This is a genomic window from Xylocopilactobacillus apicola, from assembly GCF_033095985.1.
Taxonomy (GTDB): Bacteria; Bacillota; Bacilli; order Lactobacillales; family Lactobacillaceae; genus Xylocopilactobacillus; species Xylocopilactobacillus apicola.
On the sequence record NZ_AP026802.1, the window covers coordinates 1,666,305 to 1,688,251 of the forward strand.

The following is a 21,947-nucleotide window of genomic DNA, read 5'->3' on the forward strand; positions in this document are numbered from 1 at the left end:
ACCAAATGATCGGATTTTTTAGTCTTTTACCAACACGATTGAGCGATATAACAGCTCCGTAATCAAATAATACATCCCATAAAGCACTAAAAAGATCGTAAACGGGACTAGGAGATTACCATATGGACGTTCCAACAGCTGGGTCACTTTAAACATCTGAAGCCCGAACAGAACGTGGATGATTCCAAGGATTCCTGGCATGAGGAAGAGAACACCGAGCTCTGCTTTAATCGAGCGCTGAAGCACTTTCTTCCTAGTACCAATTTTGTCCAGCATTTGATAACGCTTAGCATCACTTGTCGCACTGGAGAGGATTTTGAACATTAAGATTGAAGCCAACATGGCAAGAAATGCAATTCCTAAGAATAAACCCATAAACTCAAAACCTGAAAACATACTATTAAACACTTGATAAGCCTGATACTTTTGCGTGGAATCATTAATCGGATTCGGCAGCTGAATTTTCTTAGAATTTGATTCAACTAAAGGTTTTAACTGACCTTTTTCTTTCATGAAATCTTCTAGAACATAAAGGCTGAGTTTCGTCTCTTTGCCTTGAATTTCATGATATTTTCCGTCTAGTACAAATGCACCTTTAGCCTGCATGGATTTTGCTGGTAAATAAAGTGATAGCGTTTGGAGCCACTTCTCTGGATTTTTAAGCATCTGCTCGCCTGTGACATGAGGATGCTTAATCGGATGATAAGTTCCATTAGGCTCAACATCGTAATAAGGCTTTCGGTTGAAATCATCGGCATTCCAATACACCTTGCTGCCGATAATCTTATAACGATAAACACTCGTATCCGTTACATTTAATTTGCGGATCTGCTTTTGTTCTTTAGTTGTCGGATCGTGCATTACTAAATCATAATGGGAAGTCATGTTAGTCATATCATCTGCTTCTTGGTGAAAACTTAGACCTACCGTAATTGCACCTAAAGCCAACGCAAACAAAATTGAGATCATTGCTAAAAGCTTGGTTAAATCACGAACTCGAAAACTGAGCTGACCCAAGGTAAAACTGTGCAGACCTTTTAACCTAAATTTATCATTGTTTCTTAAAATTTGAATAATCGCTAAAAACAGCGCATCAAAGACAAAGTAGCTGCCAAGGACAATTGTAATAATTGCGATTCCAAGCCCTTTCAACTGCAATTCCGTCAATTCAAACATCGACCAGTAGCCAATTGCCAAAAGAGTGATTCCAACAACTACTTCAATAAACCACAAAATTTTATTTTTCTTAAGCAGAGTTGGCGTCTTTGCTTGGTTCAACAATTTTAAAATTGGCAGGCGAACTAATTTGCTGGCATTACGCAGCGCCATTAATGCGAATATTACCATGAAGAAAACAAACGTCACGAGGATTGCTGAAAGATTCCACGGCGTAAAATGAGTTACTGCCAAATCCATCTGATTAATCAAAATTTTACTGACAACTTGGGTTAACCCCAGTCCTAAAATAATGCCAACTGCAACTGCAAACAGCCCAATTGTTATAGTTTCAAGAAAAATCAGCTGTGCGATTTTTCGTGATTTAGCTCCTAACATCATGTACATCGCATACACTTTTTGCCGCATCGCTAGAAGAAACGAGTTCGCATAGTTAATGTAAACTACCGTGATAATGCCTAGAAGGACGGCTCCAAAATAAAAGATAAAGACGATCATCTGCAGAGAGGTGTTTGATTTTAAAAATTCATGATTAGAGGCAAGCGACTGAAACATGTAAAAAATGGCTGCTGAGATCATTAAACCTGAAAATAAAACGAGATAATCTTTTAATCGACTTTTAATGCCACTTAATGCTAATTTAAAACTCAATGTTCTGCCCCCTAATCGTTAAATGTTCCGAGTTCATCAAGAATCTGGTGGTAAAACGATTCTCGATCTTGTTGATTACGCTTTAGCTCGCGAAAAATTACTCCATCTTTGATGAAAAGAATTCTTTGACAAAAGCTCGCAGAAAATGGATCGTGCGTTACGAGGAGAATCGAAATCTGATCTTTAAAATTAAGACTCGACATGGTGGTTAATAGCTCACGAGCACTGTTAGAATCAAGTGCTCCTGTTGGTTCATCACCAAAAAGAATTGCAGGCTTTGTCACAAGTGCCCGTGCAGCAGCTACTCGCTGTTTCTGTCCGCCTGAGATTTCAGTAGGATATTTTGGAAGAATTTCTTCGATTGATAATTTTTGAGCAATCATTTTAACCATCGCCTTAATTTGACGTGGGCTCACGCCTTGTAACGATAACGGTAATGCAATATTTTCTTCGGAAGTGAGGTTTTCTAAGAGATTAAAATCTTGAAAAATAAAACCAATCTGATGAGCCCGAAAGTCTGCCAGCGCATTCCCTTTTAAACCAGTAATGTCATGACCATTAATCTGCACATTACCTGAAGTTGGCTTATCGAGCGTTGATAAAATGTTTAATAACGTCGATTTCCCTGAACCTGAGGCTCCCATAATTCCAATGAACTCCCCCTTTTCAACTTGAAAGCTGACATCTTTAAGGGCGGTTGTTTGTTCACCACGCGCTTTACCATAAATTTTCTTAACTTCTTTAACTTCCACAACATTTGTCATGAACTTTTCCTCCTGATTTGATTACGAATGAATTCTAGCAGGAAAAGTTGGGTTCTAAACTAACAGTTTTGTAAGGTTGGAAATAACTGTTAAAATTAACATCAAATAAGAAAGGATTAATCATGAGCAATAATGAATTTACTTTCGAATGTCCTGATTTAACAGAAGGAGCAACATTTCCTCTTCGATATACTGGCAGAGGTGATAACATTTCTCCTGAATTTATTCTTCATAACGTTGCGGTGAACGCTCAAACAATCGCAATTACTTTAGATGACATCAAACATCCAATTTTCAAAACCTTCAACCATTGGTTAATTTGGAATCTGCTTGTCAAGGACCGCATTCCCGGACATATTCCTGCTGGTAAAATCCTTCCTGAGCTAGGAAATGCAAAACAAGGAGTTGCTTACGGACGCCACCACTATGCGGGTCCTAAGCCACCACGCGGAAAACAGCACGCTTATCGATTTACAGTTTATGTTCTTGATTCTGAACTCGAATTAAAACCAAGCGCTCGCAAAAAAGACTTTTTAAAAGCAAGTGATCCGCACATTTTGCAACAAGCTGAACTCACCGGCTTATTTGAGTAAATTTTTTGACTCCTGCGATATAATGAAATGAGTCTATTATTGAAGGAGAAAATTTAGTTTGGCAAAAAAATATCGGGGGCACAATGGTGCGCTTCATTCCTATGAATTCTATCAAGAACGGAAAAATGATCCGATGTGGCATGATGATTTTATTGAGGTTCGCCGCATTAAACGCCGGACTTCCCTCGTTGAAGCAATTGTCGTTGTTGCGTTAGTTGTTTTTGGCGTCGGTATGTATGGCATCGTCGAGAAAAACAAGCAAACACCTGCCGCTCCAATCGCTAGTTCTAGTAGTTCTTCTGCTCAATCAGAGTCTTCAAAAGAAGTTCAATCAAGCCCCGAAGCGAGTAAAGAAAGCTCTCAGCCTCAAAAGCAGGAAACTGGTGATTCTGATCGGCTTAAGAGCTTTCTCACTGGTAAAAGTTATAAAATCGTGCCAATTCTTTATGACGGAATCAATGCCAATCAAGCGGCGCACACAAATAAAGCACCTCAGAATTTTGTAGAAAATAGTATTAAGATTCTGAATTTTGTTGACGAAACGACTGTCACCACCAAGAGTGTTAATGGCGGGCAGGATAGTAAGGAAAATTATCAAGTTTCAGATTCAACTCTAACAATCGGATCTTTTAACGTCCCATATCAAATGCATGATAACGACGCTGAATTTAAAACTTGGACTTCAAAAGATCAGGACGGACATACCGTAACTTGGAAAATGGAACCCTACCACGAAAACAACCAACAACATAATCATCATCACGACCACGATTAAAAAGCCCTTGAATTTACGCTCAAGGGCTTTTATTTCACATGTTTAATAATATCTCCCGGCTGACAGTCCAATGCTTCGCAAATTTTCTCTAAAGTGCTAAAACGAATGCCTTTAGCTTTGCCATTTTTTAAAATCGATAAATTGGCTGGAGTGATGTCAATTATTTGAGCCAACTCTTTTGAACTCATTTTCTTCTGCAGCATCACCATATCTAAGGTTATTTCAATCATTTAATTTTACTCCATTAGATTAGACTATCAGAATCCTCCTGTAATTCAACACCTCTTTTGAAAACTAAATAAATCACATAGATGACTAGAAATACCAGCGCGACGACGAACAGCTCTGTCCACGAAATGTTCATACTCTTCTGATGAATGATATTAAATAGAATTTTGGCCAATAAATCAAGGAAGAAAAAAGCTGCTGTATCCCACATAATCCACCGAATATTTTTCAGATTATCAGCCGTAAAATAAATTTCATGCTTAAGATTTCTGACAATTCTTCTAACAAAAATTGAAACTCCTAAAAATCCAACCACAATTAGGAACGCCGTGATCAGCGAAAAAACATCTGCAACCGTAGAAGAAGATTTGTCTAAAACATCTTCCAGCAATTCAGTATGGAAGCTGCCAAAGTCAAAAACCATTTCTAGTCCCGCAAACAATAACGCACCTGTTGCAATTGCGAAGATAGCCGAAAAGACATATGTAACTATTTCCAAAACGCTTAACAGCACTGAATTAACTTTTTTGCTCATTTTTAGATCCTTTTCTTAAAAATAAGTAAATCGGCACGAAGAACAGCCATGTCCACGAAACATAAATATCACTGATGTTTTGTAAGTGAAAGACTTTTGATAATACTTCCAGCACCAAAAAAGCAGCAGTCAATCGCCTAATTTGCTTTAGGTTATCAGAATTGGGACTCTTAATCATTCTTCTGGCAAAAATCGAAACTCCTAAAAGAACAATAATAAGTGCGAGGGACAAAAACCAAGCCAGCAACGATTGCTCCGCATTTGAAAGTAGAGTTGTGCGCAAATTACCGATATTTAAAAACATTCCAATTCCCGCAATCATCAAGCCGCCAATATCAATTATAAATATGCCAGAAAAAATATACGTCACTATTTCAGGACGCTCAACAAAACTGAATTAACTTTTTTATTCATCTTAACGTTTCCTTTTTTGATTTCTGTTATTGTAAAACAATAATTATTTTTTGTCAAACAATAATTAAAACCAATCAATGAACTGGCGCATCATAAGGTCTGGCTCTGCCTCTAAGGCAATTAACACTTTATTATCCGCTTGGCTCGGTAAAGCTCCGGTTTCGTAGATCGCAACAGTTGTCACACTGAAGTTCAATAGCGCCGCAAAATCTAGTTGCGTTAAACCTAACCGATGACGCTTATTGGTGTAATAAATTTATGATTTTCACGATAACGATCTAATGCCTGATTAATTGCAGCTTCATCATCAAAGTGCGAATTTCAATCTCCTCTCCTCGAATTTTATATTTTTCGTTAATGATAGTCTTCATCAATGACCTCCTAATTAGAATCTAGAAAATAAATAACTTGCACTTATTTTATAGAAAAAAAGCAGGTTTGGATACCCCCTACTTCTTCAATTCAATGGCACAAGATCAAGTTATTGCTTCAATTCCAAGATTGAGTTAAAGACTTCTTGTGACAGTTTGACGTTATTTTTGACTGCCTGGCGCTTGTTGACGCTCTGGCGCCGCAGTAAATCTTGTTTCTTCGAAATACTTTTTTTAGTGGCACTAACGGCAGCATTTTTCCTTAAAGGCGGAATATCAACGCGGGCGAGTGCCTTACCCTCCACGATTGCCTGAGCGGGCATCGGATAAAGCGCGCGGGGAACGGTATATTTCAATTTATGAACCAGCTCTTGGGTGAGGCGGGCAGCATCTGAGCGATGAACGACAAACGACAGGGCATCGATTGGCGAATAGTTGATATCGACCTCAACTTTCACCACATCAGCCTTCTGATACCCCGCATCTTCGGTATCCAAAGTTGCATATCCGTGAGAAACCGACTTGAGTTCATTAAAAAATTGGTACGCCACTTCTGAAACGGGAATCTGATAAATTAGTTCAGCGTTTTTGGCACTCGAATCCATGTCCATGAGTTCGCCCTTATGCTGGTCAGCAAGCTTCATCACGGCACTCATGAGGTCATTTGGGACTTCAATTGTTGCATTTACTATCGGTTCCTCGATGTAATCAATTTCGTTGAAATACGGGAATTGCGTTGGATTGGTGATTTCCTTAACTTCTCCGTCTTTCTTCAAATGAATCCGATAAGTTACGTTCGGGGCGGTGGTTAAAACTTCTAAGCCGTACTCATTTTTCAATCTTTCCTGGATGATCTGGAGGTGAAACATGCCAAGGAATCCGCAACGAAATCCTGGTCCGAGAGCATCAGAGAGCTCTTCGCGATAATGAAGTGAGGGATCATTCAGAACTAATTTTGCTAAAGCACTTTTCAATTCCTGGTAATCATTATTCTTCGGATAAAATCCGGCAAACACCACGGATTTAGCTGATTCATAGCCCTGAAGCGGCGTTTTGGTCGGATGATCTTTTAGCGTCAAAGTGTCTCCCACTCGCACCAACTGCGGATCTTTTAACCCCGTCACAACATAACCAACGTCGCCTACCGATAACTGATCAACTTGCTTCATTTCCGGTGTGAAGATGCCAATTTCATTGGTTTGAATGTTCACATTTTCGGCCACCAGTATTGCTTGCTCGTCCGTTTTTAAGGTGCCCTCAAAAATCCGCACGTAAGCAATTATGCCAAGAAATGGATTGTAGAGCGAATCGAAAACCAGCGCCTTCAATGTCTCCTTGGGATCTCCTTTAGGAGCTGGAATTCTGGTGTGGATTGCTTCCAAAACCGCTTCAACTCCAAGCCCGGTTTTCGCAGAAATTTTTAGGATTTCTGCTTCAATTAGATCATCGTCCAATTCTCTAATCTGTTCCTCGGTTTCCTCGACGTTAGCCGCTGGCATATCAACTTTATTGATGACTGGAATGATCGCCAAATGATTTTTCTTAGCTAAGCGATAATTAGCAACCGTTTGAGCTTGCACTCCCTGCGTTGCATCGACCAACAAAATTGCTCCATCACTGGCAGCAAGGCTTTTGGAAACTTCATAGGAAAAGTCGACGTGACCAGGCGTGTCAATAAAATTATATTCATACTGGTGACCGTCTTTAGCTTGGTAAACGTTGCGAACCGTGCGCGATTTAACCGTCACTCCGTGTTCCTGCTCAACCTTTAAATCGTCTAAAAGCTGATCTTTTTCATCACGCTTGTCGATAGTATGCGTCAACTCCATAATTCGATCAGCCAAAGTCGACTTTCCATGATCGATATGCGCAATAATCGAAAAATTGCGAATATATTTTTGATTCATTATAAACTCCCCTTTCTAAGCAATAATCCGTCTAAGTAAGCAGCATAAATTTCCTGGGCTTGCCGATTCAAATCAACATGAAAATCTTTCATTTCCATTTTCAGCTGTTGATGATTAAACTGATCCAATCCTGATAAGTTCATTAAACCGCTGATAATCGCACTTTGGGCGAAAAACAATTGATTAACTTCCTGTGCAGTTAAAGTTGAAATCTTTTCAGCAATCGCCTGATTCAGGCTCTGGGTAATGTGATACAGTTTTTCTCGTTCCCGCACGGTTTGATCTTTGATCCAATTCTTCTCAAGAACCAATCCCCGCAAAGCGTTTAAGCGCACGACGACAGGCCGATTTTCAATCAAATCTTGCGTTAAATCTAACAAGAATTGCCGTAGTTCTGCCAAACTGCTAATCTTTTGGGCATCAAATTGACTGTGAGCTGCCAAGAAATATTCTTGATAGCCATGCAGCAAAAGATCCATAAAGATGCTTTCCTTGGTGGGATAATAATTGAACAGCGTTCCCTTTGCGACCCCCGCGGATCGGGCAATTTGAGCCATTGTAATCTCAAAATACGAATGATTTTGAAAAAGCTCCAAAGCGGATTCGGCAATTTGTTGAGTTTTTAATTCTTTTTGTTTTTCATTTTGTGCATACATCGACTCTTTACCTTCAAATTGACCAACGGTCATTTTTAATCAAAAGCTATTATAGAGCGTTGGCGTATGAACGTCAAATTTTGGGCAAAATAAAAACCGGCCGTAGCTGGTTATTGATAATGAGTCCAAGCAGAATAAATATAAACAATCTTTTTTGATCATCAACCGCATAAACAACCCGGTGTTGACTATTGATCCTTCTCGAATACAGACCTTTATTATAAGGTTGAAGTTTTTCAAAAGATTGCGTGGGCTGATTGATAAGGATCCTCTTTCAGAGCATTTACGACTTCCAAAAAAATATTTTTTAAATTAGAATTTCGAATTTTCTTTAAATCAATTTTTGCCGAATTTTTAATCTGAACCGAGTAATTCATAAATGTTCCCAGTCTATTTCATCGACCTCGGTAAATCCACTATCATCATCAATTCTCTTCTTCACTTGGGCTAATGTTCCTGTACTATCCAGGTATAAAGGTTCAATAATTGAATCCCAATCATTCTTACTAACAAGCACCGCTGCCTCATCCTCTTTACCATTAGCTGGAATGATTGTCACGGGGTTTTTTTTCCTATTAACATCTTTCAGAATTTGATATAAATTTTGTCTTGCTTTGGTTGGTGTATAATTTTTCATAATTTGCCTCTCGTTTATTATAACGTACGCAAGATAAGCGGCCAAATTCTAAAAATCTTGTTCCGTTCGTTCAATAATGTCATCCTGAGTTTCTTTCGACAATCCGACGAAGAATGCAGAATAACCAGCAACTCTCACAATTAAATCGCGGTGCTGATCGGGATGCTTTTGCGCGTCAATTAAAGTCTCCCGCGAAACAATATTGTACTGCACGTGATAACCATGAAGCCGATTGAAAAAAGTCCTAATCATGGCAATCATTTTCATACAATTTTCATCTGAGCGTAAAATCTGGGGGGACATTTTCTGGTTGAGCAATACTCCACCGGTGATGTCGTTAGTCCAAAGTTTCGCGACACTTTTGAAAACCGCCGTTGGCCCGTTTGTATCCATCGCATGTTCCGGCGAACATCCTTCTGCTAGTGGAGTGCGCGAGTGTCGACCATCCGGCGTTGCCAAAGTGCTATGTCCTTGACCCACATTTGCGGATATCGAAGAAGTTCCAGCGTAGCGAAGACCGCCAATTGGTCCTCGACCGTAGCGTGTATTGTGATATTTTCCAATTTCATCGATGTAAGATGAATAAGCTGCAACAATCAAATCATCAACTACGTCATCATCATTTCCATATTTTGGAGCATCATTAATGAGCATTTGCCGAATCTCTTCGCCCCGCTCCCCTGCAAAATCGCTTTGCAAAGCATCCCAGAGTTCCTGGGGGCTTAATTGATGTTGTTCAAAGACTAACGTTTTGATCGCCGCCAGCGAGTCAGCTAAATTAGCTATCCCAACTTGTAAACCACTAATAAAATCGTAAATTGCTCCGCCTTCTTTAATTGTTTTACCGCGGCCAATGCAATCATCAGTCAAGGTCGAACAAAGAATATCAGGATAACCCTGCTCCAACACCAGATCACAAGTATTTTCAATCACGACACTTTGGCGCGTCATTTCTCGCAATGATAAATCCCAAGCCTTCATCAATTGATCATAAGAAGTCATTTCAGTAAATTGACCATAGTTCGGCAAAAGCCGTTTGCCTGATTCCGGGTCCACTCCGCCGTTCATCACAATCAAAAGGACCCGCGGAAAATTAATAAAACTCATCCCCGTACAACGGTAACCCCATTTTCCGGGCACTGCCGACTCAACACAACCAATCGAACTGTAATTATAAGCATCTTCTTTTTTAACGCCGCGCTCGATAAATGACGGAATGATAATTTCATCGTTATTGAACGCAGGCATGCCCAATCCTTGTTTGATAACCTCGACACACTCCCGCATAAAAGTATCACTTAGACCATGAAAATATCGAACGGTCAGATTAGGTTGTGGCAAATGCACTTGCACGATCGCTCCTAAAATCAAGTAAGACACTGGATTTGTCGCATCTTTTCCGTCAACAGTTTGCCCGCCAATTGTAATATTTTGATACAAAGGACTACCCGCCGAAAATTGAGTATGCCCCCAGGAACGAACTTTATTGATTGTCAAAGTCTTTAAGCACAGATTTGTCAAAAGCTCAGTTGTCTTTTCAGGTGTAATTTTTCCTTCAGCCAAATCTTTTTCATAATACGGTGCCAAATACTGGTCCATCCGGCCGTAGGAAACTGAATGCCCATTTGACTCAATTTGTAAAATATCGTGAATGAACCAAACCGATTGAATCGCTTCCCAGAAATTCTGGGCTGGTTCATAGGGAACGCGACTCATAATATCTGCCATCTGATTTAATTCAGCGCGCCGTGTTAAATCGGTTGTTTGAGCTGCCTGTAATTTTGCTAAATCAACATAACGTTTGGCGAAATCTTTAACCGCTTGAATCACAATCAAACTTGATTGATAGAAATATAATTTCTTCTGCTGTTCAAAATCGGTCAAATCGAGAGCAGCCATTTTTTTCTGCACCCGCGCTTCATACCATTTGAGGCCGTGCTGTAAAAGCGCCTGATAATCAACCGCGATGTGCCCGTCGCCAGAAGTGATATTGCCAGCAGCTCCAATAATTCCAAGATCATAAAAGACCCGACTTTCCGGCGGAAAAGCTGCTAATCCTCGATCTTCCAAGGTATTGTTATGCCAAAAAGGAGCAATCTCGCGCAACTGATCTTTAGACTCTTCTGTAATGTAGAAAACATCTCCTGGCCTTTGATCGAAAGTATCTAATTCATCAATGACCCAATTCATTGAATATTCTGGAAATACCGGGGCCCATCGATTGGAACGTGCTTGATTGCCGACCAAAAGGGTCTCCGGTTCAATATAAATCGTCATATTTTTTAGGATATGTTCTAAAACATGCGCCCGCAAAACATCCACCTGTTCACTTTGATGAGCTTGATAAGCTTCTGTTGTCAAAATTGCTCGCTCAGGATCAACGTATGGCTTTGCCGTCAAAATTGATTCCCGATACTGCTCCATCTTTGCTGTCAACTGACCAAAATGTTCAATCGTATGATTAGTTTTCGTTGCCGTCATCGTTTTCATTTTTATGTTCTCCTATTTTCAAATGAAACTAATATAACTTTCCTACGAAACCATCATAAACTCTTAGAGTTAAAAAAGCAAGAAAAAAGCCCGCAGGCTCAAGTTTTCTAAACTAGTTTAACAATAATTTTTTTTGCGGCTAACGTCTTCTTAGCAGTGTCAGAAAGTTCTCGATCAGTAATAACTTCAGAAACCTCTGTCAAAGAGAACTGTTGAATCAAGCTTGGCTTTTGAAATTTACTAGAATCCGTCAAAATGATTAATTCTTTAGCATCTTGAGCCATTTGCCGGACCGTTTCCGTTCTCATTAAATCATTCCCAAAAAATCCCATTTTATCGTCAAAACCGTCAGTCCCAATAAAAAGTTTCTGTACTTTGAAGCCTTGCAGAGTTCGCTTAACCAATGGCCCCACAACAACTTGCGATGTACTTTGATATTGACCACCTAGAATAATTACTGACAAATTCGGATATTGTGCCACGTAATTAGCAATAAAGTATGAGATCGTAATGATCGTAACGTGCTTTCCTTGCTTTCCCAACTGTTCGGCCAATAAAGCACAAGTGGAGCCAGACTCAATCATAATGGTTTCCTGCTCTTTAACCAACCGCGACGCCTCGCTGGCAATTTTCAGTTTCGTTTGATAATTTTGAGCCAACCGATAATTCAGATCGTCTGGATTATTAACAATCGCAAATCCGTGTTCGCGTTTAAGTAAACCGCGCTCTTCTAATTCGTTCAGGTCTTTTCGAATCGTTACTTTGGAAACCGCCAATAAATTGGCTAATTTACTCACTTCAATTTTCTTGTTTTCATTAACTATCTCTAGTAAACGATCAATTCTTGTTTGCTCCATTGTAACTCCTTCCAACTATTATTTTATCCTTTTTGCTCTTGATTCCAATTTCATTCGTAGCTAATATTTATTGCGTTCGAAATAGAAACTGATATAATTTAGCTAAAGGAGAAAAAAATGGAAATTAATCTACTAACTAAGACCACACCCACTAAGGGGTTAATTTTCAACATCCAAAAGTTTAGCCTTAACGATGGACCTGGAATCAGAACAGTAATTTTCTTTAAAGGTTGTCCTCTAAGGTGCAAGTGGTGCTCGAATCCGGAATCGCAATCAAGATTACCGGAACCAATGTTTGACGAAAAACAAAATGCCGAAATAACGGTTGGAAAATATTGGACCGTTGAGCAATTAATGAAAATAATTCTCCAAGACCAACCTTTTTATGAAGAATCTGGCGGCGGTGTTACGTTTTCCGGGGGCGAGGTTCTTTTTCAAGCACCTTTTGCAATTGAATTGGCTCAGGCCGTTAAATCAGCTGGGATTAATTTGGCTTGTGAGACCGAAGGGTATGCAAGCAGCAAAGTTTTTGAATCATTTATGCACTACGTTGATTTTATGTATTACGACTGTAAACAATGGGATCCAACCAAGCATCGTAAAGGCACGGGTGGCAGTAACGAAATCATCATCAAAAACCTGGTCACAGCCATCAAAGCGAACATTAACGTCCACGTCCGAATTCCAGTAATTCCAGGTTTTAATTATACAAATGATGATGCCCAATATTTTGGCGAACTTTTTCAAAAAATTGGAGTCAAGGAAGTTGAACTTTTGCCTTTCCATCAATTTGGTCTTAAGAAATACGAAGATTTACATCGCGAATATGAATTAAAAGACGTGACTCAACTCCAGCCAGCTGATCTTTCAGATTACCAAGAAATTCTCACAACAGCCGGAATTAAAACCTCAATTAACGGCTGGTAGGTTGGATCTGCCTCTTAAATATTCTTCCATCATATTTCTCCTTTGTCATCGGTGTTATTGTTTTTTTGGATTCTTCCGAAATAAAATTTTCGTCGATTTAAACGAAATCTCTACCATATTTTTGGTAACGGTTAACCAAACTTTTCTCAAATCAGGATCAGCATCTTTCATTCCTTTTAAAATTAAGATGGTCTTCGTCAGCCAATTTTCTTTTAACTCTGCAAACGACTCTGACTCCGTTGAAATTAACAAGTCATAAAGGGTGTCGATGTAATAGGCCTTGTAATCGTCATCGATTAAATTAACGATTTCGTTAGTAGCAACACTGAAGTACTGAGAGAACCGATCAGGTTCATTGAGGTTTACAAAATGATCAGACTCAGTTCGCCATGTAAACAAATCGTGTTGGTGAAATCCGTGTGCGTTGCTTAAGACAACCTGATAATCATTGGTCGGATCTAATAAGCGCCCTACAATCGAAGACTGTGGAATTAATTTCGTAATTCGATCTTTCAATTTTTCATATTTTTGGTCTCCAAACCCTGGTCCGTCAAAATTATAAATCTGCTTTATTCGGTCTTGTAGCTGAAGCGGGGATTTGACTCCAGCATAAATTGCCACATTTCCACCCTTAGAATGACCCCCTAAATAAAATTGCCCCGAATAATTTTGAGCAATTTTTTGAAAATACTTCAAGCCAGACTGCTGCGAGGGAACGGTTGTTTGAAAAGACATATTAAGATCTTCCTTGATCCCCAAAAGCGAACCATCAGTCCCACCAAAAGCAAGATAATACAACTCGGGCGCAATTTGAAAAGTAATCGCAAAAAATTGCTGCTCTTTTTTCCGATCGTTAAGCTCTAATGGCGCAATCCACTCAACATTCCCAAAACGCTCACTTTGAGCCAAAGCTTGTGCTAACAAAACGTTTTCTTCTGGATACCACGTGACCTTGGCGGCTATAGATATTTCTTCATTTGTCAAATCTTTAAATTTATGAGCATTGCTTTGATTAAAATCAAGATAAGATACTTGCGCTAAAATGGCTGCATCCACTACATTAAAAGGTAAAGTTGAAAATGAGCAAGTACCATTTTTATTCAAATAATCAATCAAATTTGCCATTTACATAACCTCGTTAGCGTTTATTTTCCCACATTTTAGAAGTTTTACCAAAATTTATCGTTTATAATTAGATTTAAAGGAGCAACTGATTGAAATCCACGATAAATTTGGTAGCAAAGAAAGCCACTTTAACTAATCCAAAAAAAAGGAACTATAATGAATAAAATTCAAAAAAGCTATTACGCATTGGGAACCATCATTAATTTAACCTTATTTGGAAATCCCGAGACCTATATGTTAGAGAATACCAATCGGCTTATTAAATATTACGAAGACCTTTTCACTGTAAATAGTACCACATCCGAAGTGATGTCGATCAACCAAGCTGCAGGTGTGAAACCCGTAAGTGTGAGCGATGCAACCTATAATATAGTCAAAAAATCCATTATCTTAAGTCAAGAAAATTTCGGATTTAATTCCTTGATTGGCCCTTTAGTAAAACTATGGCGAATTGGATTCGGTGATGCGCAAGTTCCCACAAAAGCTCAAATTCAAAAATATTTAACCCTGATTGACCCTCAAGCAGCCACATTCAATGATGAAGATCAATCGATTTATCTAAAAAATCCAGCCATGGAGTTAGATCTCGGTGCAATCGCCAAAGGTTACATTGCCGATCGCATCAAAGATTATTGGTCAGCTTGGGGCAAACAGGCTGGGATTATCGATCTGGGCGGCAACATTTTATTCATGGGCGCCTCGCCTCTCCATCAAGATCATTTATGGTCGATTGGGATTAGAGATCCCCAAAATCCTAGCGGCAAACCCATTGCAGCTGTTAGATTCAAGGCTTGTTCGGCAGGCACCAGCGGAATTTATGAGCGCCATTTAGATTCTGGCAGCAAGAGCTATCATCATATTTTAGACCCTCAAACCGGATATCCCCATGATAACAATTTGGCCAGCGTCACGGTCCTAAGCAAATTATCTTTTGACGGTGAGGTTGAAACCACTCGACTTTTCTTCGCCGATCAACCGATTGCTGACTGGGGCAACAATTCTTCTGATCTATATGGAGCAATATTTGTAACGCTAGACAAAAAAATCATCCTCCAGAAACTACCGCCACAAGCGATAACTCTGTTGGATGATCAATATGAATTAATTACTTTTTAACAATTTTTTCGTGATGTAATTTAATATAATCCATAAAATCACTGAAACAATTTTGTAAATTTTGATTTTCCGCCTGATCCACTAGATTACCATCTTGATCAAAAACCTTTGCTACATTGCCTAAAAGAAATTCATTGCCTGGTAAAACATAAGCATCAAGTTCCGGCGCTGCCAAAATTTGCCTTAACTGTAATTGTGCCCGAGATGAGCCCTGAATACCATAAGACGCCCCAACAATCAACACCGGCTTGGCTTTAAAAGGATGAACAGAGTAAGACATCCACTCCAACAAGCTCTTTAAAGCAGCCGGAATGGCGTGATCGTACTCCGGAGCGCTAATGATTATCCCATCAGCATCCTGAATTTTTTGTTTGATCTCCAGCAACCGTGGATATTTATTTAGATCATCATCTTCACAAAAAGCTGGTAGATCAACTAGTTCACAAATTTCAATTTCGGCTTGATTAGAAAATTTCTTTTGAATGTATTTCAACAGAAGTCGATTATAGGAAAAATCTGCATTAGTACCTACAATTGCAAATAATTTCATCTATTTATTTCCCCTTACTTTGCTTGATCCATTGCATTTTTCACAGCCTCTTTTAAGGCGTCACTCGTTCTCGTAGCACCTGAAATGGCATCAACGTTATAAGTGTTATTGTCAATCATCTTTTGAGGCAAACTCTCAAGCACTTCTTTACTCATATCAGCACTTTCGCTTTGTTTAAGAATTTCGACTTGCTTAATTTTATGATCCTTACTCAAGGTAACGCGGACAACGATCTCGTCACCCATCCCAGCATTACTTTTACCAATATATTGATTAGGCCCCGCCGAAAAACTCTCTTCTTTTTGCAAATCACTTTTCAGATTTGCTGTTGGAGTTGTTTCTACTGGCGCTACTGGCGTGCTTGGAAGTGGCAATTCAAATATTGCATCGTTTTTTTGCTGCGCCGCATTCTGACCCGCTATTTTACCGGAAATCAAACAATCTGCCAAATTGCCGCCAGCTGCATATTCATTAGCAAAAGGCGAGCCTAATTCCCCCGCTTCGTATAAATGCGGAATCGTTTGTCCACTTGGGTCAACAACTTGGCAGCGAGAATTACGCCGCGCCCCCCCTTGAGTGTTTAACATGTTTTGCCTCATTGGGATCGCGTAATACGGGCCATGATCATTAAACGCTGTCATCGTTTCTGGCGCACGTTTAAAAGCATAGTCCTTGCCTTTTTTAGCAAAATGATTGAAATCACGAATTGTCTCTTCAAGATTTTTCGCATCAGTACCAATTCGCTCAGCCAATTCCTTAATTGTGTTGGCCTTAACTGCAAATTTCAAGATGTTTGGATAGCCGCCTGGATTATCATTATCAGCTTTAATCTTATTGTATTGGGCTTGATCAAAAATCATCGCCGGATGAACTTGTGAAAGGGGAACTCGCCAAAAACCATGATTATAAATATGTCCGTGTCGATTTATCTCATCTTCTTTAAAATAACGAGTTCCATCATCACCAACCACAAGTGTACTACCTGTAAAAAGTACTGACCAGAAAATATTTGTCGTGTAAAGGCTGCGAATACCTTTTCGTTGACGCGGAGAAAGTCCGTGAAATTGCCCCATAGATTCATAACTACGCATATGCCACAAATCAGCCCCAACTTCTAAGGACATCTTAACTCCAGCACCTTTGTTATAACTGGTCCCGATCGGCGACATGTAAGGTTCTTGCAAATAATCTTCAATCATTTGTTGATTATTTTCAAATCCGCCTGTTGCCATGACAACTCCATTTTTGGCTTGAATATTTCTCACCACGTGCTCGTGTTCAATTTGCACGCCAATCACCGCTTTAGTCGTTGGATCTTGAATCAAATGAAGCGCAGGAGAACTAAACCAAACATCGATTTTATCTGAACGATCTACTACTTTTTGCCGTAAAATTTTCCAAAGAGCAGCGTCGGCAATTCCATGATGCACAATCGTCATGTCACAACTTTGAACTCCTTCGTATTCTGGAAATTCTTCTAATACTGCCTGCAATGAGTTGGGCTCACCCCATTCCTTGCGTACGCTAACCGGTTCAACGTCCAAGTAATTGCGAACGTAATCCTCCATATTAACTAAACCTTCAACAAAAGCATCTAATACTTCACCGTCGACGCCAATTGGATCTGCCATTTTCTGATAATACTTTTTGAGATTTTCAAAATTATCACCCGAAGCGATCAATTGATGAGAAACTCGCGTGTTCCCACCTTCTGAACCTTCAGGTGCTGAATCGACCAACAAAACTTTAGCTCCATCATCAGCAGCAAAACGAGCTGCGGTCGCCCCAGCGCCTCCGAAGCCTAATACTATTACGTCATAACTTGCATCCCAGTGAATTGAATGTTTTGGGTTCATTAACGCGCGATATGCGTCCATCGGATTTCCTTTTTCGTACATGTTTCTTACCTCCTGGTTTAAAATTTTGCTTGTGTCTACAAATTTAACAAATTCATCAATACATTCCGTTAGAAAAGAAACCGTCTTTTCGTCCTTTAAGTTCCCCTCGTCATCAAAAGCTGTTTTCGCATTGCCAAGCAAAAATTCATTTCCTGGCAGAACGCGAGAATTAACCCCTGGCGTATCCAAAATCTGACGCAAATGCAGCTGCGAGCGACTTGAACCTTGAGCATGATACGATGCTCCAACAATCATCAACGGTTTTTTTGCTAACGGATGCACCCGATAGGATAACCATTCGATCACGCTTTTTAAAGGGGAAGGAACCGAATGATTATACTCAGGACAACCGATAATAATCCCATCGGCGGCTTCGATTTTCTCAGCCAAAACCGTCACGCTTGCTGGGTCCGACGCCGGATGATTTTCATTAAAAAGCGGAATATCCTTAATGTCACAAACTTCTAACTCGAATTTATCCGAAAACTGCTTTCGAATATACTGCAATAAAATTCGATTGTACGATTTACGGGCATTCGTGCCCACAATTCCAATCACTTTCAAATATTCAGTCCTCCTTGTTATTTCCAATATGTTAAAAAGATTTCTTCACAAGAACCATTATACCATCTTAATGTATTCGTTTACAAAAAAGAATGTCACTTGAGATTCTTCTGGTTTAATAAATAAACTTGATCATCTACAAAATCAATCGAAATATTCGCTTCTTTCTCAGGATCGCTTTTCGCTAGATTGTACATATAGTTGTAACTATTCATTCCCTTTTCTTCGTCAACGGGACCCAAATCAAGATATCCGTCAGGCTCGCCTAAGATTGCCTTCACTTGTTCTGGCGTCTGACCTTTTTTAATTTTTTGAAAATCGGCCAGCGTAATTGTATTCGTTCTTTTCGTCTTGGTGTTTGTGAGGAATTTGGAAATGATCTCTTCTTTTTGATCAAAAATAATTATCACATGGCTTCCTGATTCGCCCTGCCAAATCGCACTTTCCCTAAGACTTCCTTTTTCTTTATAATTTTCTGCTGGCTGGCCCCATTTACTTATAACGGTAGATTTTTTTGTCGGATGATCCAGCTTCAATGCTTGATAATCAGCCAGCGAAATTTCTTTTTGTACTTTTGGGGCCGAGGATTTTTTCTTACTGCTCTGCGATTTACTTGAAACGGAGTGTGACTTCGGGTGATCCTCAACTTTTTTTGTACAGCCTGTCATCAGACTTAAAATTAAAACGCTAACTATAATTGTTGTTTTTTTCATTAATTATCTCTCTTAAAATTTAAACTATATCTTAGATATTATCAGTTTTAGAACAGATTCTCATTTTTAAAAAATTTAAATTAAACAATTGTGCCCAATTCTCTTAAAATAAAAAATCTAAAACGCTTAGCAATCCTTTCGTTATCATGTTTAATCCGTTTACAAATAAATTATCCACCGCCATCAACGTAGTGAAAGCGTTATAACTAATTTAAGATGATATTCAACTACAAAATATGGAGGTTGAAACATGAAAAGTATTGGAATTGATATTGGAGGAACTCAGCTGAGGGTCGGAATTTTTGACGAAGATTTTAAATTGATCGATAGCTTCAAAACCAAAAACGACGACCAATTATCCGTTCAAGATAATTTGAATAAGCTGATTAATTATTTACAGAGTCAAGATTATGAATATCGTAGTATCGGGGTAGGCTGTCCCGGGCCTTTAAACATCCGGGCCGGAAAAATTCTCACTCCGCCTAATATGCCGAAATGGTGGGGCTTTGACATTGTCGAATACATCGAAAACATTACAAATTTAAAAACCACTTTAAATAACGATGCTAATCTCGCGGGCTTAGCCGAAGCCAAATTAGGTGCAGGACGGCTTTATAAAGCAGTTTATTATCTAACTATGTCTACCGGTATTGGCGGAGGATACATTAGAGAAGGCGAGATTGTTAATGGATCGAACTCAGCGGCGGGTGAAATTTATAACATGATCATTAATGACAAATCTCCGGCCCGAGCAGGCGTTAATCCTGGCGCAGTTAATGAGCAATGCAGCGGTTCAGGCGTAACCCGAATTGCCCAAAACATTTACGATAAAACTGTCGACTGCAAGGAACTTTTTGATTTACGTGATAGCGGCGATCCGGAAGCAGCAGAAATTATTGATACCTATATTGTTGACGGAATGGCAAAATGCCTCGCAAATATCTCGGCAGTCTGTGATCCTGATATCTTTGTCATTGGCGGTTCAATTGCAATTTATCATCCAGAATTGCTCCAAGATATTGCACAAAAGTCCAGATAATATCTGATTTTCCCGAATAATTTACGACTTTTGCCTGCCCAATTTAAAGACGACGCTGGTTTAATCGGCGCTGCCCTATTACCATAAAAGGAGACCCAAATTGACCAAAAAAAAATCAATTTTAGACCATATTATGGCCGGAATCGGATACATGTTGCCTCTAGTTGTTGCTGGGGGGATCTTGATGGGTGTTGGTTATATGTTGGACAATCCAGCAGTTAACCCTGCTCACTACGGCTACAATAACGTTTATGCCAAATTTTTCTCGACCATCGGCAGTAAAACTTTTAACTTTATGCTTCCAGTTTTAAGTGCGGGGATTGCTTACAGCATTGCCGGAATTTCCGTGATTCCGTCGGCACTAATGGCCGGAGCAATCGTAAAAGATGGAACTTCTGGCTTTCTAGGCGCACTTTTTGTAGGATTTATTACAGGTTACCTAACTCTTTTAATCAAAAAATTGCTTAGAAAAATTCCTTCTTCTCTTGATGGATTGCGCAGTTTATTATTAATTCCGTTACTCACTGTAATAATGACCGGCTTGATCACACTCTTTGCGGTTGAACCCGTAATCGGTCAAATCAACACCCTGCTCAATTCTTTTTTAAAAAGCTTGAACGGTTCAAGCCAAATTCTGCTCGGCAGTCTTCTTGGCGGCATGCAATCTGTTGATATGGGAGGTCCGGTGAATAAAACCGCGTACCTATTTGCGACATCTTCGCTTGCTAACGGTCAGTATACGCTTATGTCGGCCGTTTTAGCAGGTGGGATTGTGCCACCTTACGTGACCGCTTTTGCAAGTACAATTTTCAAAAACAAATTTACAAAAGAGGAACGAGCACGAGGAATCACCAACTACGTTGTCGGCTTAGCAGGAATCACCGAAACTGGAATCCCTTTTCTAGTATCTGATCCCCTCCGGGTTATGGCCGCCTGTATTCCAGGCTCAGCAATTGCTGGCGGACTTTCGATCTATCTACATTGTTCAGTTATGGCGCCATTTGGCGGCATCTTCATTCTTCCGTTAAATTCAAATCCCTTAGGATTTCTAATCGCAATAATTTCTGGCATCATTGTTGGTACGATTATCCTCGGCCTACTCAAAAAAACTGTTGCTCCTGAATAAATTAAAAAACCACTTTTTTAGTGGTTTTTTAATTTATTCTAATCCGCTCACAATCGCATTAATGTTTTTGCTCGCAAAATAGTCATGAATATTATCGACTTCTTCTTGTGTTAAAAGCTGCGTTTCTTCCATTGTGTATTTGCGACCTAAGTATTTATACTTTTGACTGCCATACTGATGAAACGGGAGAATATGAACTTCTTTTACTCCAATTTCATTAACGTAATCCGCAATTTGACGAATATTCTCTGGCTTAGTGGTAAAACCCGGAATTAATGGAATTCGCGGGGTAACTTCAACCGTCGGAGTGTTTAGAAAAGCTTCAAAACTAGCTTTAACCATTCTGACATCATCACCAATAACTTGTCTTGCTCTTAAAGGATCCATAATTTTAAGATCAAACAAAGCATGATCGACGTAAGGCAAAACTTTTTTAATTTCGCGCATAGGAACTGCTCCGGTTGTTTCAATTGCTGTATTAATCCCAAGGGATTTAGCAGCGTGCATCAAATTGGCCGCAAAGTCAGCCTGAACCAGGCATTCGCCTCCTGACAAAGTTAACCCTCCACCAGAAGATCGATAAAAAATATCATCCTTTTCAACTTCTTTGATCACTTCATCGACACTATACCATTTGGTGATTGTTTCTTTTTTGCCATTTTTGACCCAAGTTAAAGGGACTACTGCCCCTTGCGACTCAGGATTACTACACCAGGGACATCTAAGCGGACAGCCTTGAAGAAAAACAATTGTCCTAATTCCAGGGCCATCGTGTATTGAATAGCGCTGAATATTGAAAATTAATCCTTGATCACCTTTTATCACCGTTAATCTC

21 protein-coding genes and 1 pseudogene are annotated in these 21,947 nt (G+C 39.5%); 6 read left to right on the forward strand and 16 right to left on the reverse strand.

The features are described 5' to 3' along the window. Nucleotides 1–18 precede the first annotated feature (18 nt). Both R8495_RS08090 and R8495_RS08095 read right to left on the reverse strand, forming a co-directional pair. Nucleotides 19–1,827, reverse strand: coding sequence for an FtsX-like permease family protein (locus R8495_RS08090; RefSeq protein WP_317634968.1), 1,809 nt, complete (start codon nucleotides 1,825–1,827; stop codon nucleotides 19–21). Between the two features lie 11 nt (nucleotides 1,828–1,838). Further along, entirely contained in the window at nucleotides 1,839–2,591 is a 753-nt protein-coding gene (locus R8495_RS08095) for an ABC transporter ATP-binding protein (protein ID WP_317634969.1), read from the reverse strand. 122 nt (nucleotides 2,592–2,713) lie between these two features. Here R8495_RS08095 and R8495_RS08100 point away from each other — a divergent pair, with 122 nt between their 5' ends. Together R8495_RS08100 and R8495_RS08105 are read left to right on the forward strand one after the other, a co-directional pair. Next, nucleotides 2,714–3,184, forward strand: a complete 471-nt coding sequence (locus R8495_RS08100) for a YbhB/YbcL family Raf kinase inhibitor-like protein (RefSeq protein WP_317634970.1) — start codon at nucleotides 2,714–2,716, stop codon at nucleotides 3,182–3,184. A gap of 58 nt (nucleotides 3,185–3,242) precedes the next feature. Next, nucleotides 3,243–3,959 carry a hypothetical protein gene (locus tag R8495_RS08105; protein WP_317634971.1) on the forward strand — a complete coding sequence of 239 codons (717 nt, stop codon included), beginning with the start codon at nucleotides 3,243–3,245 and terminating at the stop codon, nucleotides 3,957–3,959. A gap of 29 nt (nucleotides 3,960–3,988) precedes the next feature. Here R8495_RS08105 and R8495_RS08110 read toward each other — a convergent pair whose 3' ends face one another. The 9 genes and pseudogenes from R8495_RS08110 to R8495_RS08150 all read right to left on the reverse strand — a co-directional run bounded on the left by R8495_RS08110 (nucleotide 3,989) and on the right by R8495_RS08150 (nucleotide 12,054). After that, nucleotides 3,989–4,189 carry a helix-turn-helix domain-containing protein gene (locus R8495_RS08110; protein WP_317634972.1) on the reverse strand — a complete coding sequence of 67 codons (201 nt, stop codon included), beginning with the start codon at nucleotides 4,187–4,189 and terminating at the stop codon, nucleotides 3,989–3,991. Nucleotides 4,190–4,203: 14 nt separating this feature from the next. Further along, entirely contained in the window at nucleotides 4,204–4,722 is a 519-nt protein-coding gene (locus tag R8495_RS08115; RefSeq protein ID WP_317634973.1) for a DUF2975 domain-containing protein, read from the reverse strand. Then, entirely contained in the window at nucleotides 4,706–5,092 is a 387-nt protein-coding gene (locus R8495_RS08120; protein ID WP_317634974.1) for a hypothetical protein, read from the reverse strand. The genes R8495_RS08115 and R8495_RS08120 overlap by 17 nt, the downstream gene beginning before the upstream one ends. Nucleotides 5,093–5,617: 525 nt before the next feature. After that, complete coding sequence (gene lepA, locus R8495_RS08125) at nucleotides 5,618–7,414, reverse strand: translation elongation factor 4 (RefSeq protein ID WP_317634975.1); 1,797 nt, start codon at nucleotides 7,412–7,414, stop codon at nucleotides 5,618–5,620. Next, nucleotides 7,414–8,103 (reverse strand): TetR/AcrR family transcriptional regulator, encoded by a 690-nt coding sequence (locus R8495_RS08130; RefSeq protein ID WP_317634976.1) that lies wholly within the window; start codon nucleotides 8,101–8,103, stop codon nucleotides 7,414–7,416. Before R8495_RS08130 ends, lepA begins: the two co-directional genes overlap by 1 nt. A gap of 77 nt (nucleotides 8,104–8,180) precedes the next feature. Beyond that, a pseudogene (locus R8495_RS08135) lies at nucleotides 8,181–8,447 on the reverse strand (Txe/YoeB family addiction module toxin). After that, the gene (locus R8495_RS08140; RefSeq protein WP_317634977.1) at nucleotides 8,444–8,707 is read right to left on the reverse strand and encodes a type II toxin-antitoxin system Phd/YefM family antitoxin; all 264 of its coding nucleotides are present in this window, start codon (nucleotides 8,705–8,707) and stop codon (nucleotides 8,444–8,446) included. Before R8495_RS08140 ends, R8495_RS08135 begins: the two are co-directional and overlap by 4 nt. Before the next feature lie 48 nt (nucleotides 8,708–8,755). Continuing rightward, nucleotides 8,756–11,188, reverse strand: coding sequence for a glycyl radical protein (locus R8495_RS08145; protein WP_317636620.1), 2,433 nt, complete (start codon nucleotides 11,186–11,188; stop codon nucleotides 8,756–8,758). A gap of 116 nt (nucleotides 11,189–11,304) precedes the next feature. Beyond that, on the reverse strand, nucleotides 11,305–12,054 hold the full coding sequence (locus R8495_RS08150; RefSeq protein WP_317634978.1) for a DeoR/GlpR family DNA-binding transcription regulator: 750 nt from the start codon (nucleotides 12,052–12,054) through the stop codon (nucleotides 11,305–11,307). A gap of 117 nt (nucleotides 12,055–12,171) precedes the next feature. Here R8495_RS08150 and R8495_RS08155 point away from each other — a divergent pair, with 117 nt between their 5' ends. After that, nucleotides 12,172–12,981 carry a glycyl-radical enzyme activating protein gene (locus R8495_RS08155; RefSeq protein ID WP_317634979.1) on the forward strand — a complete coding sequence of 270 codons (810 nt, stop codon included), beginning with the start codon at nucleotides 12,172–12,174 and terminating at the stop codon, nucleotides 12,979–12,981. Nucleotides 12,982–13,035: 54 nt separating this feature from the next. Here R8495_RS08155 and R8495_RS08160 read toward each other — a convergent pair whose 3' ends face one another. After that, nucleotides 13,036–14,106, reverse strand: a complete 1,071-nt coding sequence (locus R8495_RS08160) for an Mbeg1-like protein (RefSeq protein ID WP_317634980.1) — start codon at nucleotides 14,104–14,106, stop codon at nucleotides 13,036–13,038. 156 nt (nucleotides 14,107–14,262) lie between these two features. Here R8495_RS08160 and R8495_RS08165 point away from each other — a divergent pair, with 156 nt between their 5' ends. Further along, nucleotides 14,263–15,222: an FAD:protein FMN transferase gene (locus R8495_RS08165; RefSeq protein WP_317634981.1), complete on the forward strand. Its 960-nt coding sequence runs from the start codon at nucleotides 14,263–14,265 to the stop codon at nucleotides 15,220–15,222. Here R8495_RS08165 and R8495_RS08170 read toward each other — a convergent pair. The 3 genes from R8495_RS08170 to R8495_RS08180 all read right to left on the reverse strand — a co-directional run bounded on the left by R8495_RS08170 (nucleotide 15,212) and on the right by R8495_RS08180 (nucleotide 18,947). Next, nucleotides 15,212–15,772 (reverse strand): NADPH-dependent FMN reductase, encoded by a 561-nt coding sequence (locus tag R8495_RS08170; RefSeq protein ID WP_317634982.1) that lies wholly within the window; start codon nucleotides 15,770–15,772, stop codon nucleotides 15,212–15,214. The two genes, R8495_RS08165 and R8495_RS08170, sit on opposite strands and share 11 nt — an antisense overlap. Before the next feature lie 14 nt (nucleotides 15,773–15,786). Further along, nucleotides 15,787–18,234 carry an NAD(P)H-dependent oxidoreductase gene (locus R8495_RS08175; RefSeq protein ID WP_317634983.1) on the reverse strand — a complete coding sequence of 816 codons (2,448 nt, stop codon included), beginning with the start codon at nucleotides 18,232–18,234 and terminating at the stop codon, nucleotides 15,787–15,789. Nucleotides 18,235–18,329: 95 nt separating this feature from the next. Further along, nucleotides 18,330–18,947, reverse strand: coding sequence for a DUF3862 domain-containing protein (locus R8495_RS08180; RefSeq protein WP_317634984.1), 618 nt, complete (start codon nucleotides 18,945–18,947; stop codon nucleotides 18,330–18,332). A gap of 250 nt (nucleotides 18,948–19,197) precedes the next feature. Between R8495_RS08180 and R8495_RS08185 the strand changes: the two genes are divergently transcribed. Both R8495_RS08185 and R8495_RS08190 read left to right on the forward strand, forming a co-directional pair. Then, on the forward strand, nucleotides 19,198–19,986 hold the full coding sequence (locus tag R8495_RS08185; RefSeq protein WP_317634985.1) for an ROK family protein: 789 nt from the start codon (nucleotides 19,198–19,200) through the stop codon (nucleotides 19,984–19,986). 100 nt (nucleotides 19,987–20,086) lie between these two features. Next, entirely contained in the window at nucleotides 20,087–21,112 is a 1,026-nt protein-coding gene (locus R8495_RS08190; protein WP_317634986.1) for a PTS fructose transporter subunit IIC, read from the forward strand. A 33-nt stretch (nucleotides 21,113–21,145) separates the two neighbouring features. Here the strand turns inward: R8495_RS08190 and R8495_RS08195 are convergent, their stop codons facing one another. Then, a complete protein-coding gene (locus R8495_RS08195) occupies nucleotides 21,146–21,937 on the reverse strand; it encodes a glycyl-radical enzyme activating protein (RefSeq protein ID WP_317634987.1) in 792 nt (263 codons plus the stop codon). Nucleotides 21,938–21,947 lie beyond the last annotated feature (10 nt).

Excerpts from the sequence above, each read along its gene's own strand:
- R8495_RS08095 (WP_317634969.1), bottom strand. The coding sequence starts at position 2,591 with ATGACAAATGTTGTGGAAGTTAAAGAAGTTAAGAAAATTTATGGTAAA.
- R8495_RS08100 (WP_317634970.1), top strand. The coding sequence starts at position 2,714 with ATGAGCAATAATGAATTTACTTTCGAATGTCCTGATTTAACAGAAGGA.
- R8495_RS08110 (WP_317634972.1), bottom strand. The coding sequence starts at position 4,189 with ATGATTGAAATAACCTTAGATATGGTGATGCTGCAGAAGAAAATGAGT.
- R8495_RS08115 (WP_317634973.1), bottom strand. The coding sequence starts at position 4,722 with ATGAGCAAAAAAGTTAATTCAGTGCTGTTAAGCGTTTTGGAAATAGTT.
- lepA (WP_317634975.1), bottom strand. The coding sequence starts at position 7,414 with ATGAATCAAAAATATATTCGCAATTTTTCGATTATTGCGCATATCGAT.
- R8495_RS08130 (WP_317634976.1), bottom strand. The coding sequence starts at position 8,103 with ATGACCGTTGGTCAATTTGAAGGTAAAGAGTCGATGTATGCACAAAAT.
- R8495_RS08140 (WP_317634977.1), bottom strand. The coding sequence starts at position 8,707 with ATGAAAAATTATACACCAACCAAAGCAAGACAAAATTTATATCAAATT.
- R8495_RS08145 (WP_317636620.1), bottom strand. The coding sequence starts at position 11,188 with ATGACGGCAACGAAAACTAATCATACGATTGAACATTTTGGTCAGTTG.
- R8495_RS08150 (WP_317634978.1), bottom strand. The coding sequence starts at position 12,054 with ATGGAGCAAACAAGAATTGATCGTTTACTAGAGATAGTTAATGAAAAC.
- R8495_RS08155 (WP_317634979.1), top strand. The coding sequence starts at position 12,172 with ATGGAAATTAATCTACTAACTAAGACCACACCCACTAAGGGGTTAATT.
- R8495_RS08160 (WP_317634980.1), bottom strand. The coding sequence starts at position 14,106 with ATGGCAAATTTGATTGATTATTTGAATAAAAATGGTACTTGCTCATTT.
- R8495_RS08165 (WP_317634981.1), top strand. The coding sequence starts at position 14,263 with ATGAATAAAATTCAAAAAAGCTATTACGCATTGGGAACCATCATTAAT.
- R8495_RS08170 (WP_317634982.1), bottom strand. The coding sequence starts at position 15,772 with ATGAAATTATTTGCAATTGTAGGTACTAATGCAGATTTTTCCTATAAT.
- R8495_RS08180 (WP_317634984.1), bottom strand. The coding sequence starts at position 18,947 with ATGAAAAAAACAACAATTATAGTTAGCGTTTTAATTTTAAGTCTGATG.
- R8495_RS08185 (WP_317634985.1), top strand. The coding sequence starts at position 19,198 with ATGAAAAGTATTGGAATTGATATTGGAGGAACTCAGCTGAGGGTCGGA.